The organism is Chitinophaga fulva, assembly GCF_012927205.1.
Taxonomy (GTDB): domain Bacteria; phylum Bacteroidota; class Bacteroidia; order Chitinophagales; family Chitinophagaceae; genus Chitinophaga; species Chitinophaga fulva.
The window spans coordinates 3,357,879-3,374,011 of record NZ_JABBGC010000001.1 but is presented as its reverse complement, the minus strand read 5'-3'; the positions used below and the strand labels follow the sequence as shown (position 1 = coordinate 3,374,011).

14 protein-coding genes are annotated in these 16,133 nt (G+C 48.8%); 7 read left to right on the top strand and 7 right to left on the bottom strand.

Translation table 11 applies throughout. The features are described 5' to 3' along the window. Positions 1-55: 55 nt before the first annotated feature. Entirely contained in the window at positions 56-595 is a 540-nt protein-coding gene (locus HHL17_RS13750; RefSeq protein WP_206155982.1) for an inorganic diphosphatase, read from the top strand. A 95-nt stretch (positions 596-690) separates the two neighbouring features. Here the strand turns inward: HHL17_RS13750 and HHL17_RS13745 are convergent, their stop codons facing one another. Then, complete coding sequence (locus HHL17_RS13745) at positions 691-1,467, bottom strand: C40 family peptidase (RefSeq protein WP_169225276.1); 777 nt, start codon at positions 1,465-1,467, stop codon at positions 691-693. A 91-nt stretch (positions 1,468-1,558) separates the two neighbouring features. Here HHL17_RS13745 and HHL17_RS13740 point away from each other — a divergent pair, with 91 nt between their 5' ends. The 4 genes from HHL17_RS13740 to HHL17_RS13725 all read left to right on the top strand — a co-directional run bounded on the left by HHL17_RS13740 (position 1,559) and on the right by HHL17_RS13725 (position 4,341). After that, on the top strand, positions 1,559-2,128 hold the full coding sequence (locus HHL17_RS13740; protein ID WP_169225275.1) for a sigma-70 family RNA polymerase sigma factor: 570 nt from the start codon (positions 1,559-1,561) through the stop codon (positions 2,126-2,128). Continuing rightward, a complete protein-coding gene (locus HHL17_RS13735) occupies positions 2,121-3,239 on the top strand; it encodes a zf-HC2 domain-containing protein (protein WP_169225274.1) in 1,119 nt (372 codons plus the stop codon). The genes HHL17_RS13740 and HHL17_RS13735 overlap by 8 nt, the downstream gene beginning before the upstream one ends. 148 nt (positions 3,240-3,387) lie before the next feature. Next, a complete protein-coding gene (locus HHL17_RS13730; protein WP_169225273.1) occupies positions 3,388-3,969 on the top strand; it encodes an RNA polymerase sigma factor in 582 nt (193 codons plus the stop codon). An 18-nt stretch (positions 3,970-3,987) separates the two neighbouring features. After that, a complete protein-coding gene (locus HHL17_RS13725) occupies positions 3,988-4,341 on the top strand; it encodes an anti-sigma factor family protein (RefSeq protein WP_169225272.1) in 354 nt (117 codons plus the stop codon). A 125-nt stretch (positions 4,342-4,466) separates the two neighbouring features. On the opposite strand, the gene HHL17_RS13720 is transcribed toward HHL17_RS13725, so the two are convergent. Beyond that, a complete protein-coding gene (locus tag HHL17_RS13720) occupies positions 4,467-4,946 on the bottom strand; it encodes a nucleoside deaminase (RefSeq protein WP_169225271.1) in 480 nt (159 codons plus the stop codon). Positions 4,947-5,060: 114 nt separating this feature from the next. Then, positions 5,061-7,661: an ATP-dependent chaperone ClpB gene (gene clpB / locus HHL17_RS13715; protein WP_169225270.1), complete on the bottom strand. Its 2,601-nt coding sequence runs from the start codon at positions 7,659-7,661 to the stop codon at positions 5,061-5,063. Between the two features lie 208 nt (positions 7,662-7,869). Here clpB and HHL17_RS13710 point away from each other — a divergent pair, with 208 nt between their 5' ends. Beyond that, positions 7,870-10,212: a PDZ domain-containing protein gene (locus HHL17_RS13710; RefSeq protein ID WP_169225269.1), complete on the top strand. Its 2,343-nt coding sequence runs from the start codon at positions 7,870-7,872 to the stop codon at positions 10,210-10,212. Positions 10,213-10,425: 213 nt separating this feature from the next. Here HHL17_RS13710 and HHL17_RS13705 read toward each other — a convergent pair whose 3' ends face one another. From HHL17_RS13705 to HHL17_RS13690, 4 genes are read right to left on the bottom strand one after another with little or no spacing between them, the layout of a single operon-like run. Continuing rightward, a complete protein-coding gene (locus tag HHL17_RS13705; RefSeq protein ID WP_169225268.1) occupies positions 10,426-11,271 on the bottom strand; it encodes a glycine betaine ABC transporter substrate-binding protein in 846 nt (281 codons plus the stop codon). 7 nt (positions 11,272-11,278) lie between these two features. Beyond that, positions 11,279-12,112, bottom strand: coding sequence for an ABC transporter permease (locus HHL17_RS13700; protein ID WP_169225267.1), 834 nt, complete (start codon positions 12,110-12,112; stop codon positions 11,279-11,281). A gap of 11 nt (positions 12,113-12,123) precedes the next feature. Continuing rightward, complete coding sequence (locus HHL17_RS13695; RefSeq protein WP_240975238.1) at positions 12,124-13,329, bottom strand: quaternary amine ABC transporter ATP-binding protein; 1,206 nt, start codon at positions 13,327-13,329, stop codon at positions 12,124-12,126. 14 nt (positions 13,330-13,343) lie between these two features. Further along, positions 13,344-14,447, bottom strand: a complete 1,104-nt coding sequence (locus HHL17_RS13690; protein WP_206155981.1) for a hypothetical protein — start codon at positions 14,445-14,447, stop codon at positions 13,344-13,346. A gap of 400 nt (positions 14,448-14,847) precedes the next feature. Between HHL17_RS13690 and HHL17_RS13685 the strand changes: the two genes are divergently transcribed. Beyond that, positions 14,848-16,131, top strand: a complete 1,284-nt coding sequence (locus tag HHL17_RS13685; protein WP_169225266.1) for an OmpA family protein — start codon at positions 14,848-14,850, stop codon at positions 16,129-16,131. Positions 16,132-16,133 lie beyond the last annotated feature (2 nt).

Sequence of the window (16,133 nt, the reverse complement as noted above, 5' to 3'; positions counted from 1 at the left end):
CAAACATTAATACAATATTGAACAATAAACCTTAAAAGCAGAAAAGTAGACTATTATGATGACAAATCCCTGGCACAGTGTAAGCCCTGGATCTCAGGTGCCACACATTGTAAATGCTATTATCGAGATTCCAAAGGGATGCCGTGCCAAATATGAACTGGACAAAGAAAGCGGCCTGCTGAAACTGGACCGCGTTTTATATTCTTCCGTGTACTATCCTGCCAATTATGGTTTCATTCCTCAGTCCTACTGCGATGACCACGATCCACTGGACATCCTGGTACTGTCTCAGGTGGAATGTGTGCCTATGTGCATCGTTGAAGCCAAAGTGATTGGTGTAATGCAGATGGTAGACGGTGGCGAGGCGGATGACAAAATCATCGCCGTGGCAGCTAACGATATGAGCGTAAACCACATCAATGATATCTCCGAACTGCCTCCTCATTTTATTGATGAGATGAGACACTTCTTTGAAGAGTACAAAAGACTGGAGAAAAAATCTGTGATCGTGGAAGAATTCCAGAACAAGGAAAAAGCTGAACAGATCATTAACCAGAGCTTTGAAGATTACAGAAAAATCTTCAAACAGAGCTAAATAATCGATTTTGGGATTTTCGATTTTGGGATTTTGGGATTTCGGGAGATGTCCGACAAAATCTCAAAATCCCAAAATCGAAAATCCCAAAATTTTCAGAAGAATCTTTTGATAATCCGCAGTTGGTGCGTTCTGACATGAGTATCGGCATTAATGATACCCTGGTTGTCAATCGGATCTATGCGTACCTTTCCGGAAGAGTGGATGATTTGGTGATCATCGAGCAACAGTCCTACGTGGGTGATCCTTCCTTCCGGGTTATCAAAAAAAGCGAGGTCCCCCAGCCGGGCTTCCTGCAGAAAGTCAACCGTGGTACCCTGTGTAGCTTGTTGAGACGCATCCCGCAGTAAAGGTATCCCGGACAGTTTGAATACATTTTGTACGAAACCGGAGCAATCCACCCCAAAAACATTCCTGCCGCCCCAGAGATAAGCCGTATTCAGAAATTTCATTGCATCTGCCAGCAGATGTTTCGTCTTCACCGGTGTTCCTGCAGCAGGTAATATGTGAGGTTTTTCCAGTAAAGTCACCTGTGTATTTCCCCATTTTGCTGAAAGGTTGGTATACCCTTTCAGCAAGCAACCGAAGGGTACGATCATAGGTTGACCGTTGAGCAGAATTTCATTGTTCCATTCCGGCAGGTAGTGGGTAGCCGGGGCCTGGTATATCTCTTCGGATACTTCTTCAAGATGAGAGAGAGAAGCCCAGCCGGTATAACCGTCATACTGGTTCACCACTTCCACCCATCCATCGGGGGCTGTGTTGACGATTTCCACGCCTTCGCCCCAAAGCAGCTGGGAAATCATTTCACTTCTGTGTGCGGCGGTGGCTCTGAGGGGTGCTACAGGCACAACAACGATCGCGTATGGCATATTAATTGTATAATTCCGTTTTTTAATCCAATAATCTCGCGTCTGAATGAACTTTTTCCGCTTTTATACGTAAATATAGAGTATTAAGTTTATGCACCAACAGTTAACCAATTTATCAGATAAGGAACTTATATCCCGTGCCCGGAAGCAAGACCGGGAAGCAGAAGGTGTACTAATGGACAGGTATAGTCATTTACTGGTTGCCATTACACTACCTTATCTGGATAAAGCCCCAAAGCCAGACCCCAACATCGTACTTCCCACCCTTTTGCAACGGCTCAGCGCCAGTCTTAAAACCCAGACTATTTACAAAGCCAACGAATGGATATTGCACATTCAGAAAGGATATTTCAATAATCCTGACAAAAATATCCCCTTCTACCCGTCACGGGATGGCAGGGACCTGTTGCATATTGAGAACAAAGTCGAAAAAGCAGGTACCAATATCATCGACCGCCAGGACCTGGCCGTAAGGCTCGAACAGGCCCTTCAGCGGATGACTGCCGACGACCGTGATCTGATAACACAGTTCTATATTGATAATAAAAGCTTTGCCGATCTGACCGCTGCCATGGGATTAACACGTGAGAAACTGAGGGACCAGCTGAAAGCAGCCAAGGGGAAACTTGCCAAGCTATATATGAATCAGGGTTATGTTTAGTAGTAAACCAAACAATGAAAAAATTTTAAAGGTATTTTCCGGCATCCGTTGTCTTAGCAAAGATCAGTTGCCCCGCTATATGGAAGGGAGGCTGACAGACATTGAAAAACACCTCGTAGAGCAACATCTTGCCGACTGCGACCTGTGTTTTGGCGCGCTACAGGCACTGGAACAGGAGGGTAATGAGCAGTACCAGGACCTGACCGGAAAACTCCAGCGTTTTATACATGACAGTATACAACCGGTTTCCCATGTCCATAAGGTGGCGCAGTACACCAAAAAGGAAAAGACCAAGGAAAGCCTGCTGGTATATTTCTGGCTGATCGCCTTTTTGGTGATCGGGATAGCCAGCGTGTATGTATTGCGCGGCCATCTGCGCAATCAACCGCCGCCACCGCCCCGTACGCTGGTCTCTGCACAGCCTGCCGCGAAAGACACGGCCACTCCCCCTTCCGGAGAAGTGACCAATCAGCCTATCGTTACATCGGAACAGCCGGCGCCAGCGCCCGGTCATCAGACAGCCGCTACGCCTGCAACCACCACTCCGGCTGCCAAACCTGCTGCCACCACGGCCAATCCGCCGGCAACAGCCGCACCGGCACCACCACGCCCCACAGCAGCAGACTCCATCGCCAAAGCCAAAGCCGCTGCATTGAAAGCACAGCAGAAAAAACATGCTGCCGATAGCATCCGCAAGGCCCTGGCCCTTCAGAAGCAACAGGACTCCCTGAAAAAAGAGAAGGAAAAGGGAAATGACAGCGACAACAAAAAACCGGAACCACAACCTGAACCCAAACAGGAAATCAAAGAACCGGCGCCACAGCCTAAAAAAGAAGCCCCTCCTGCCGCTGAGCCTATCAATAGTGACGAATATCTCTATAAGGCCGCCATGGTATACCAACAACAGGGCAACCTCGGCGAGGCCATTGACAGATACAAACGGATTGCCGCCAACAGCTCCGGCAAATACGCAGAAATGGCCACCTATCAGCTGGCTATCTGCTACCGCAGCAAAGGACAAATGGGCAAAGCCCGCCGTCTGTTCCGCGAGGTAATACGGATGGACGGTTTTCTCAAAAACAACGCGCAACAGGCATTGGACAGCATGTAATATTGTGTGATTTTGATATTCAGCTATTCATTGATTTTGATCACTGCCTTTGGAATTATCTTAAGTATACATATTTACAATCCATAATTTCTTAGTTTTATGGATTTTTTAGCTGTCTGCATCTTACAGGCAGCATTCTTTTTAGCCTGTGAATAATCCAGCGATACAACAACTAACAGACCAGGAGTTACTGCAACGGTTCAAAACTGATCAAAACAGTGAATGGATAGGTGTGCTTTTTGACCGATATGCCCTGCTATTACTGGGTATGTGCATGAAATACCTGAAAAATGAAGAAGATGCACGCGACGCCGTGCAACAGATTTTTCTTAAGGTATTGTCTGACGTCAACAAACATGAGATACAGTTTTTTCGCGCCTGGATATACCAGGTTGCCAAAAACTATTGCCTCATGCAGTTACGGCAGCATCATCTGAAATATCGGGAAGAGATTACTGACAAACATGCCGGGGAACTGGCCGCAGATCAGGAAGATCAACGGTCGCATCAGGAAAAAGACCTGATGCTTAACAGTATGGAACAGGCCCTGGCTTTTCTGAACCCGGAGCAGAAGGTCTGCGTAGAGCTCTTCTACCTGCAAAAGAAATCCTACCAGGAAATAGCCGACCAGACCGGTTACAGCCTGTTGCAGGTGAAAAGCTATATCCAGAATGGCAAACGTAATCTCAAATTAATACTGGAAAAACAACAACGCGCAAACAAGCGTTAATTTGCATCAAATAACGATATGAACGAGCATTTCAATGATATATTTGTCACAACGGGCTGTCCTACACAACAGCAGCTACTGGACTATGTGCAGGGCAAGCTGTCTGCGGAAGAACAGCACGAGGTGGAAATGCACCTGACTGATTGTGAGTTTTGCAGTGAAGCCCTGGAAGGCCTGTCTAATATCAAAGACAAGGAAAAAATTCCCGGATGGATCAGTGAAATGAAATGGGACGTCCTGAAAAAATTACGGAAGAAATACCGCACCCGCAGGAAAACGGAAAATTATATATCCCTCGCCGTTATCATCCTCTGTATCATTTTCCTGGTACTGGCGATGTTCTGGGCGTACCATTTTGCTATAAAACATTAAGTCATTTACGGATTTTGGAACTTTGATATTTGGAATGCAGCGAGTGATGTCAGCGAATAAATTTCAAAATCAAAAAATTCCTAAATTCTTAAATCCATAAAAAAATAGTTAAATGACTAAATAGCTCAATGCAGGGTTTTATTATTCATCGCTTTCCATTGCAGGAACACTTTCAGCGCTTCTTCATCCCGCAATTCAATCAGCGGGATTTTCTTTTCTTCATGCGGCACTGCGATCTCACGGTAAATGAAAGAGTCATCGAAGTCGATCGCCGCAGCATCTTCTTTGGTATTGGCGTAATACACTTTTGAGGGCCGTGCCCAATAGATAGCTCCCAGGCACATGGGACAAGGCTCGCAGGAGGTATAGATTTCGCAGTCCGTCAGCTGAAAGGTACCTAACCTTTTACAGGCATCGCGGATAGCCATTACTTCCGCATGAGCGGTAGGGTCATTTTCGCACAGCACCTGGTTCCACCCCTCCCCGATAATCTCCTCTCCTCTTACAACGATAGACCCGAAAGGCCCACCATCTCCCTGCTCTATCCCCTTGCGGGACAAAGCCACTGCATATTGCATGAATTTCCGTTCTCTTTCTCCTATCATAGCGCTACAAATATTGATTCATTCAAATTTACCGAAAAGAAGGCATAAAAAACCCCGCGAAGAATCGCGGGGTTTATCGTTAACTATGTATCGTCGTATTTAGAATTGCTTGTATTATTTGTTTCTGATGACAACCACGCCGTCGAACACATCGATCAGCACGGGTTTGGATTTATCAATGTCCCCTGCCAGTATTTTTTTGCTGAGCAGGTTGATGATTTCTTTCTGTATTAATCTTTTCAGTGGCCTTGCTCCAAACTGCGGATCATAACCCTGTACAGAAAGATATTCCATTGCATAGTCAGAAAATTCCAATATCATGCCATTTTTTGCCACCATGTCCTTCAGTTGCTGTAACTGAATGTTAATTATTCCTTTAATTTCATCCCGCATCAGTGGCTGGAACATGATCACTTCATCTACCCTATTGAGGAACTCCGGCCGTATGGTGGTCCTCAACAACCCCATTACTTCTTCCTTGGTTTTATCTACTATTTCCGCTCTGTTGGAATCGTTAATGTTTTCAAAATTCTCCTGGATAATATGGCTACCCATGTTGCTGGTCATGATGATAATGGTGTTTTTGAAATTCACCACGCGGCCTTTGTTGTCGGTCAGACGGCCATCATCAAGTACCTGTAACAAAACGTTAAAAGTATCCGGGTGTGCTTTTTCGATTTCATCGAGCAGCACTACAGAGTACGGCTTGCGGCGTACGGCTTCTGTGAGCTGACCACCTTCATCGTATCCTACATATCCCGGAGGCGCGCCCACGAGGCGGCTTACGGAATGTTTTTCCTGGTATTCGCTCATGTCGATGCGGGTCATCATCTGATCGTCATCGAACAGGTATTCAGCCAATGCTTTGGCCAGCTCGGTTTTACCCACCCCGGTAGTACCCAGGAAGATAAAGGAGCCGATAGGCTTGCGCGGGTCCTGTAAACCAGCGCGACTGCGGCGGATAGCATCGGACACAGCGATGATCGCTTCTTCCTGTCCAACCACCCGGCGGTGCAGCTCTTCTTCGAGATGCAGCAGCTTGTCTTTTTCACTCTGCATCATCTTAGCCACTGGGATACCGGTCGCTTTGGCCACATTTTCCGCGATGTCTTCCGCATCTACTTCCTCTTTAAGAAGACGTTTGTTGTGCGCAGATATTGTACTCAGTTCTTCCGTAAGGTCCTGTACCAGTTTTTCCTGTTCTTTCACCTTACCGTAGCGTATTTCAGCCACGCGTCCGAAATCACCGTTACGTTCCGCCTGTTCAGCTTCCAGTTTCAGGTTTTCGATGGCTGACTTAGCGCCCTGGATCTTATCTACCACTTCTTTTTCTGCCTGCCATTTGGCTTTGAACGTATTCCGTTCTTCGCTGAGGCGGGCTATTTCTTCACTCAGTTCCCTGAGTTTATCTTCATCATTCTCCCTTTTGATCGCTTCTTTTTCGATTTCCAGCTGACGAATCCTTCTTTCCAGTTCATCTAGTTCTTCCGGCATGGAGTTCATTTCCAGCCGCAGTTTAGCAGCACTTTCATCGATCAGATCAATCGCCTTGTCGGGCAGGAAACGATCGGTGATGTAGCGATGCGACAGTTCCACTGCAGCAATGATCGCTTCGTCTTTGATCAGTACATGGTGATGGCTTTCGTACCTTTCTTTCAGGCCGCGGAGGATGGAGATGGCGTCTTCCACGCTGGGCTCATCTACCAATACTTTCTGGAAGCGGCGTTCCAGCGCTTTATCTTTCTCGAAATATTTCTGGTATTCGTTGAGCGTAGTAGCACCGATAGCACGCAGCTCACCACGGGCCAGGGCCGGTTTCAGGATGTTGGCAGCGTCCATGGCGCCTTCCATGGCACCGGCACCGATCAGCGTATGTATCTCATCGATAAAGAGGATGATGTCCCCATCGCTGTCGGTCACTTCTTTCACCACTGCTTTCAGTCTTTCTTCAAACTCACCGCGATATTTAGCGCCGGCCATGAGTGCTCCCATGTCGAGGCCGTAGATGGTTTTTGATTTCAGGTTTTCCGGCACGTCGCCATTGAGGATACGATGTGCCAGCCCTTCTACGATAGCGGTTTTACCTACGCCTGGTTCACCTACCAGTATCGGGTTGTTTTTAGATCTGCGGGAGAGGATATGCAGGGTCCTGCGGATTTCCTCATCGCGACCGATCACCGGGTCCAGCTTGCCTTCACGGGCCAGCTCGTTCAGGTTTTTAGCGTATTTCTGTAATGTATTGAATTGGGTGCCGCCGCTTTGGGAATTAACGGTCTCGCCCTTACGTAATTCTTTGATAGCTGCTTTAAGGCCTTTCTCGGTGAGACCAGCATCTTTCAGCAGTTTGGAGGTGTCATCGCTACCGCCGAGGAGGGCCAGCAACAGATGTTCCACGCTTACAAACTCATCTTTAAACTCCTTGATGGTGGCGCCTGCACGCAATAAAACGTTGTTGGCGTCGCGACTTAATACCTGTCCGGCTTCGCCGCCCACGATCTTAGGGTATTTCTGCAGCTGCTCATTGAGTTTGGTGTTGAGCAGGCTGGTATTGACAGCATTCTTTTTCAGCAGGTATTCCACCGGGCTGTCGTTATCTTCCAGCAGGGCTTTTAAGATATGCCCTGTTTCGATAGCCTGGTTTTGGTTATTAAATGCCAGTTGCTGTGCTTGTTGCAGTATTTCCTGCGATTTTATAGTGAAGTTGTTCAGATTCATATATTAATGTTTTGCTCCTTTTTTTAGTGATTTACAAACGTGCTGTTGTATTAACAAAGCCTGAACCAATGTTGTTTTTCGGAAATTATGACATATTATGTATAAGTTTCCTGCATTTTTAGCAGAAGATAAGGTTATTAACTGCTAAAATTGCATTAAAGACTTTGAATCAACACCGTATATTAGCGTTTCTTTAATATGTGAGCGAATGAAATCTATCAACCTCTATCTTCTCCTGCTGATGTCCCTGACGGGGTCTCTGGCCACCGCGGCCCAGGGGCGTGTGTCTAACGACACCGTATATATACCCGCAGACATTTCGGACTATATGCCGCCGCTTTACGGTAGTGCGGGCCGGGTACAGCACTTTCTCCGGGAGCAGCGGGAAGCTTACCCAGGTAAAACACTGGCCATCGTGTTTACGAAGCCCGGCACTTACTATATAGACACCACACTGGTCATCACGCCGGAACTGGCTAACGGTAACGGCGCTATTGTTTTTATGCCTACCCATCCGGGAGACAGCGTCACCCTCAGCGGCGGCCGACCTGTAACCGTTAAATGGCGGCGCTGGAAAAAAGGTATCTATAAAGCGACCCTCGACCTGCCTTACAACTTTGATCAATTGTACATCAATGACATACAACAGGTACGCGCCCGCTATCCCAACTATGACAGCAGCGCACGGCATTACAACGGCAGTGCCGCCGACGCCCTAAGCCCCGAAAGGATAAAAACCTGGAAACATCCGCAGGGCGGGTATGTTCACTCCTTACATAAAGGAGAATGGGGCGGCTACCACTACCGCATCACCGGCGTAAACCCAGACAATACCCTGCAACTGGAAGGTGGTTATCAGAACAACCGGCAGATGGGCATGCATGCCACCCATCGTTTTGTGGAGAACATCTTCGAAGAGCTGGACACCGCCCGGGAATGGTTCTATGATCAACCTAATAAAACATTGTATTATAAACCGGCGCCCGGTACCCGCCTGTCCAAAGCCAGCGTGGTAGTGTCACGGCTGCAGCAGGTGATAGCCCTGAAAGGCAGCGCAGACAACCCAGTACGGAATGTTACCATCGCTAATCTGCGCTTTGCGCATACCGCCCCTACGTTCATGGATACACGGGAACCGCTGCTGCGCAGCGACTGGACCATTTACCGCGGCGGCACTATCCTGCTGGACGGCACCGAACACTGCACCATCCGGGATTGCGAGTTTGACCATAACGGCGGCAACGCCGTCTTCGTGAGCAACTATAACCGCCACGCCCTCATCAGCGGATGCCATATCCATGATGCAGGTGGCAGCGGTATCTGTTTTGTCGGCAATCCGGATGCCGTTCGTTCCCCGTTGTTTGAATACAATGAGTCACAGCCGCTGGCCACCATTGATACCGTACCCGGGCCTAAAACCAACCACTATCCCGACTCCTGTACCGCCTACAACAACCTGATTTACCGCACCGGCACCATCGAAAAACAAACAGCCGGTGTACAGTTGTCCATGGCCATGAACATCAGCGTACTACATAACACCATCTACGATGTACCGCGTGCAGGCATCAACGTGAGTGAGGGTACCTTCGGCGGCCATGACATTGCGTACAATGACGTATTTAACACCGTACTGGAAACAGGTGACCACGGCGCGTTCAACTCCTGGGGCCGCGACCGCTACTGGCATCCGAACCGTGATACCATGAACAGCCTTACAGCAGCCCGTCCGGAGCTTATCCTGCTGGACGCCCTCTACACCACACGGCTGCACTACAACCGCTTCCGCTGCGATCACGGCTGGGACATAGACCTGGACGATGGCTCCTCCAATTATTATATCTACAATAACGTATGCCTCAATGGTGGCCTTAAACTGCGCGAAGGTTTCTACAGGACCGTAGAGAACAACATCATCCTCAATAACTCTTTCCATCCGCATGTATGGTTTAAAAACAGCCATGATATCTTCCGGCACAATATCGTCACCACTGCCTACAAACCCATTGGCATCCGTTACTGGGGCGATGAAACAGACAACAATCTATTCCCGGAAAACACGGCCCTTCCCGCAGAAACTGACAAACATTCCCTCTCGGGCGACCCCGGATTTGTCAATCCGATCGCGGGCGATTACCGGGTAAAAGCCGGCTCTCCTGCCCTACGGATCGTGTTCAACAACTTCCCGATGGACAGTTTCGGCGTAGTGTCCCCGGAGCTGCGCCTGCTTGCAAAAAAAGCACCGTTGCCGATGTTGGCGCAACAACGCCTGCTCACCACTTCCGAAACCACCTGGCTGGGCGCCCGCATCAAAAACATTGAAACACTGGGAGAACGCTCGGCAGCGGGATTACCGGACAATAACGGCGTATACATTATGAGCGTGCCGGACAATTTCCCTTACCGGTTACAGGCTGGCGATGTGATCTTAAAAGCAGGAGATACAGCTGTGCAAAAAGTGAGTGATCTTCTGAATGCGTATAGCCGTCAGGGTGATAAAGCTAAAAAGCTGACGATCTTCCGGAATCAACGGCAACAGATTGTTGATTAATATGCGATTCCGTTCCCAGGGCTGAAGCCCTGGGCTACGATGTTGTTCAGTTATCTATTGCAGCAGTAAGGTATACTAATGTAGCGCGTCTTGTAGCTATTTGGAGCGAGGTTATAACAAATAATAAAAAATTAAGGGCAGACACCTCGAGGTGTCTGCCCTTTTCAATCATCCTTCTATCAAATCCCAGGGCCGAAGCCCTGGGCTACGCTATTACATCCATTCTTTTACCAGCGCTTCATGTTGGCTGATCCATTGTTTCACGGCAGCATCCTCTCTGCCGTCGGCATCGGCCACGACATTCATGAGGGAGCTTAACTCTTCCGTATTGAGTTTGAACTTGCGGAAGAAATTGACTGCTACCGTATCTTTCACAGTGAATTCGCTGTTAGCGATTGTCATTATTTTTTCCATTTCACCGAACTCCTTTTTAGGATCTTCCAGGAAACGAAGCTTGAAACGGGCAAACATGTGATGTGGCGCCCAACCCGTTACCACCACCGGCATTTTTTCATCGATACTTTTCTTCAGGGTGGCTATCATAGCCGCTTCGCTGGAGGACTGTAACTCATAGTCCAGATCGTATGCGCGGATGGCATCTTCCGCTTTGGTCATGATACCGGCGCCGGCATCGATGCCTACTACTTTACCGCCGAAAGCAGCTTTCTGTTTAGCGAGATCTTCGATGGTGCGGGCGCTGACATAGTCTGGCACCACCAGGCCTATTCTGGCGCTGTCGAAGTTGGTGTTGAGCACCGTAACTTTATCACCGAACGTTTCCATATATGTTTTATGGGTGACAGGCATCCAGGTGTCCATGAACACGTCAGCATCGCCGCCGGCGACAGCCGCGAAAATGGGTGCCACATCGGCATTCTTCAGTGTGACAGTGTAGCCTTGTTGTTCCAGGAGCACTTTGGCCAGGTTGGTCATGGCTACCCCTTCCGCCCAGTTGACATAACCGATGGTAATTTTCTTACTGCTTTTTTTATCGCCCTGCTGACAGGCGGCAAAAGTCAGCGTTACCGCAGTCAGCGCGAGGAGGAGAATCTTTTTCATACTATGTTTATTTAGCGTTTTTCTTTAGTTTCTTTTTACCGAACGATTGTGTGATACGGTCTAGTATAATGGCCAGTATCACCACGGCGATACCGCCTTCAAAGCCCAATCCTATTTTGAGCTGGGTAATGCCCTTCAGTACTATTTCTCCGAGGCCGCCCGCCGCGATCATCGCCGATACCACCACCATAGAGAGTGACATCATGATCGTCTGGTTGACGCCTGCCAGAATAGTCGGCAATGCCAACGGCAGTTCCACTTTAAAGAGCAATTGCCGTGGCGTAGCGCCAAAAGAGCGGGTAGCTTCCACAATATCTTCCGGCACCTGGCTGATGCCCAGCGTAGTCAGCCTTACCGCAGGCGGCATAGCAAAGATAATGGTCGCAAACACACCAGGCACTTTTCCCAGTCCAAAGAAAAGTACCGCAGGAATAAGATACACGAAGGCCGGCATGGTTTGCATGAAGTCCAGCAGCGGGCGCATCACGCGGCCGGCTGTTTTGCTTCTTGCCGCCCATATGCCCAGCGGAATACCGATGATCAAAGCAATAAAGGCAGACACCAATATGAGGGAGAGTGTTTCCATAGTAGGCACCCAGTAGCCCATCGCATAGATGAGGGACAGGCCCAATGCTGTGACCACACCGATGCCCCATCCGGCGCGTCGCCAGGCGAGAATAGCCACCAGTGCAATCACCACATAGAAGGGAAGGAAGGTGAACAGTCCCACCACCCCATCTACCATGGTTTCCACGCCAACTTTCACCATCTTAAAGAAGGGGTTGAAATTGTGCGTGAGCCAATTGATAAATTGTTCTATATATTTTCCGATTCTAATCATACAAAATTCGTTTATGCTTGTGGGTTAGCCTGGCTACCCATGGTTTCAATTATCAGGGAGGTCTGGGATATCAGCCCCAGCAGCTTATTATTGGCAGGGTTTACAACTGCCACCGGCTTATCTGTTTCCGCGATGAAAGGCAGCATTTGTTCCACGGTAGTATCCGGATGTGCTACCGGTACATCACGATGGATGACCGCTTCGATGGTTTTATCCCCCCGTTGTTTTACTTCCAGCACTTCGTGGAGGTATACAAAGCCAAGGAAATGTTTATCTACCGTAACAGCCGGCAGTATTTTAAGGCCGGTGGCCCTCATTTTACGGAGACTACCTTCCGGGCCGTCTTTCCGGAACACGGCCGTAGTGGGTTTGGTATCCATCAGGGAAGAAGCGGTGATGATCGCTTTGCGGTCTACTTTTTCCACGAAGGAGCTCACATATTCATTGGCCGGTGTGGTGAGGATTTCTTCCGGGGTACCGATCTGAATGACTTCACCGTCTTTCATGATAGCGATGCGATCGCCCAGGCGGATAGCTTCATCGAGGTCGTGGGTAATGAACACAATGGTTTTATGCATTTTTTCCTGCAGGTCCAGCAGTTCATCCTGCATCTGCGTGCGGATAAGTGGGTCCAGGGCCGAGAAGGCTTCATCCATGAGCAGTACTTCCGGCTCGTTGGCCAGAGCACGGGCCAGGCCTACGCGTTGCTGCATACCGCCCGACAATTCAGCGGGCATCATATTTTCATAGCCTTTGAGGCCTACCAGTTCGATCACATTACGCGCCTTCTCCAGTCTTTCCGCTGCCGGCGTGCCTTGCAGCTCGAGGCCGAAAGCCACATTTTCCAATACAGAGCGATGCGGCAGCAGGCCGAATTTCTGGAACACCATAGCTATTTCCTTGCGGCGTACCTTTTGCAGGTCCGCATCAGGGAGGGCCGTGATATCCACGTTATTGAGCAGCACCTTGCCGGCACTGGGCTCTATGAGGCGGTTAAGGCAGCGCAAGAGGCTGGATTTACCACTACCGGAGAGACCCATGATCACAAAAAACTCTCCTTTTTCAATTTCAAAGGAAGCGTTTTTCACACCTATGGTAGCACCGGTATGTTCCAGTATTTCCGCCTTTGATTTGCCCTGTTGGAGCATCTGCAGCGCTTCTTGTTGTTCGCGGCCGAAGATCAGCGTAAGGTTTTCTATTTTTAGTTTAGGCATCATCGTGATTTTAGCGTTTAGAAATAGTACCCGATGTTCAGGTTCAGGCGGCTGTGCCAGCGTGCATCGGGTGTGCCTGTAGCCAGGGCTTCATCCCATACAGGCCCAAGCCAGGGATGGTTTTTACCGGCAGCCCAGTCGATATAAGTAAATATGTGGCCCGCCGTAATCATACATCCCAGCACGTTCATCTGGGAGTTATGCAACCCTTTACCCTGTTTCTGCATATAGGAGTAATCGTTATAAAACGTCAATGCGCTGACAGGGCCCCAGTGTACCGGTTGTGTATAGGACAGGGAGGCCGTATGCATAAATGCTTCCGTGACTACCTGATAGGAGGAGCCATAGGCGGCCATTTCCACATGATTCTCCAGATGAGCCGAGTCTGCCACATTGTAACGGTAATACATGGATTGCAGTTTAAGGTTCCAGCGGTCTTTGTTCAGATTGCTGTGTACCGCCGCGGCCCAGTGGCTTCCCATGTTTCCGGAGGGGATGTTATACAATCCGCCCAGCATTACGGAAGCGCCTATACTGTTATTTTTATCCAGGAAATATTCCACGCGGGCATTTCCCTGATTGACTTCTTTATTGCGGCCTGCCACATCGTAGGAATAGCGGCCGGGGTCAATGGCTGACTTATCGCCAAAGTTGAGCTCTTCCGCATTTTTGAAAAATGCCAGCTGATACAGCCAGCGGTTGGCGCGGCGTTCAAACTTGATCCCCATATCGTAGTCATCTTCTTTTCCCACATAATAAGGCAGGTTAAAGAACCAGCTATGGGAATTGTAGGTAACGTTACCGAAGGGTACCTGTGTGAGCCCTATATCGATGTGCGTACTATCGTTGAAGTGATACCGCACATATCCTTCTTTGAGAAAACTGCCGCCAAAATCTTTTGAGTAGAAGCGGTATTCAGCGTGCAGCGATAATTTTTTCCAGGAGGCGTCTGCATTTACGCGGAACATATCGAAGCCGAAGTCACCTCCTCTTTTCATCTGTTCCTTTTTCCAGGACGAGAGGTTATAGTTGAAGCGCAGTGCGCCTCCGATGTGAAAAGTGGGTTTATCCGTTTTTCTGGTTTCCGTACTATCCTGTGCAACAATAACCAAACTAGGCAAGAGAAGCAATAAGCATAGCAACAACCAATGCAATGATCTCATCATAGCCATCAATTATTTAATATGTTTAAGCTGATCTGTTCCTGGGCGACATAGGGGACCTATGAGCATGCCACTGTACTGTTGACAGCGAGCGTAAAAGGAAAACCGGGCGCGAAATGGCCCGACAAATGATCAAATTTCCAATAAAATATTGACCGTTATAGCGTAATGCGTTGTGCTCGGAAGGCACTTTAAACAGTCGGATTTTGCGTTAAGCTTTGCAAAAATACGAAAAAATGGCTCAGCTACCAAGCATTTTTTGAAAAACATCAAACAACCTCGCAGTAGTGATTGTTATAAGGTCAGTTGAATTCCAATCTGTTCCAGCACAATTTCTTCATCATTAAACCCTACAATTATGTCATTTGACTTACTTGAAAGTGCAAAAAGTATTTTTAACAGTAATGTCGTTAGTCAGGCTTCCTCACAACTGGGAGAAAGCGAAGGCGGCATACAAAAAGCATTAAGTGGGATTATACCGGTCGTATTAACGGGGCTGTTAAATAAGGCCGGTTCTGGTGGAGACGCCGGTGGTTTACTGAATATGATCAAAGGCGTAGCCGGTGACGCCAATCCATCAGCCGTAGCAGGCGCTTTACAAAGCGGCGGCGGCGGGCTGCTGGCCAAAGGAGGGGACCTGTTGCGCAGCCTCTTTGGTGACAAAATCAGCTCCATTACGGGTATGTTATCGTCTTTTGCAGGCATCAAGGAATCCTCTGCGAGCACCTTACTGCAAACAGCCACTCCCGCCACATTAGGCGCAGCAGGGCAATATGCGGCACAGAACAACCTTACCCCCAATTCTTTCCTTTCCTTCCTGAATACACAAAAAGACAGCATATTAAACGCCGTGCCTGGCGGACTTAACCTGGCCAGCATGTTAGGCCTCTCCAGCCTCGGCGACCTCGGCAAAAAACTGGGCGGCCTCGCTGCCGGCATTGGAGGCGCCGGTCTCGGAGCAGCAACAGCCGCAGCCAATACCGTTAAACAAGCCAGTGGCGGCCGCTGGATTTGGTCGCTCCTGCTGATACTGGTGGCCATTATCCTGCTGTGGTACCTGATGAGAGGCTGTGGTGGCAACAAACCGGAAAGCACCGCTGTCACTGACAGTATCACCACCAGTCAACTGGCAGATTCCGCTGCTGCCCACGTAACAGAAGGCGGTCCTGTTGTAAGCCGTGAAAACATCCAGGTAACATTGCCCGATGGCACTGTGCTTCAGGCTTATAAGGGTGGTATTGAAGACCAGCTGGTGACTTTCCTTAAAGATGACACCCGTCCGGCCGGAAAAGATGTCTGGTTTGACTTCGATAACCTCAATTTCAAAACCGGCAGCGCAGAGATCACACCGGAAAGTATGCAACAGGTGAAAAACATCGCTGCTATTCTCAAAGCTTTCCCCAAATCCAAAATCAAGATCGGTGGTTATACAGACCGTACCGGCGACAGCGCCAAAAACCTGAAACTGTCGCAGGAACGCGCCACAGCGGTGGAAACGGCGCTGAAAAATGAAAAAGCAGACATGAAACAGCTGCTTGGCGCCGAAGGCTACGGCTCACAGTTTGCCAAAGCGGAAGCTACTGCTCCGGACGAAGAAAGGAAAAAAGACAGGCACATCTCCGTGAGCGTACGGGAAAAATAAAC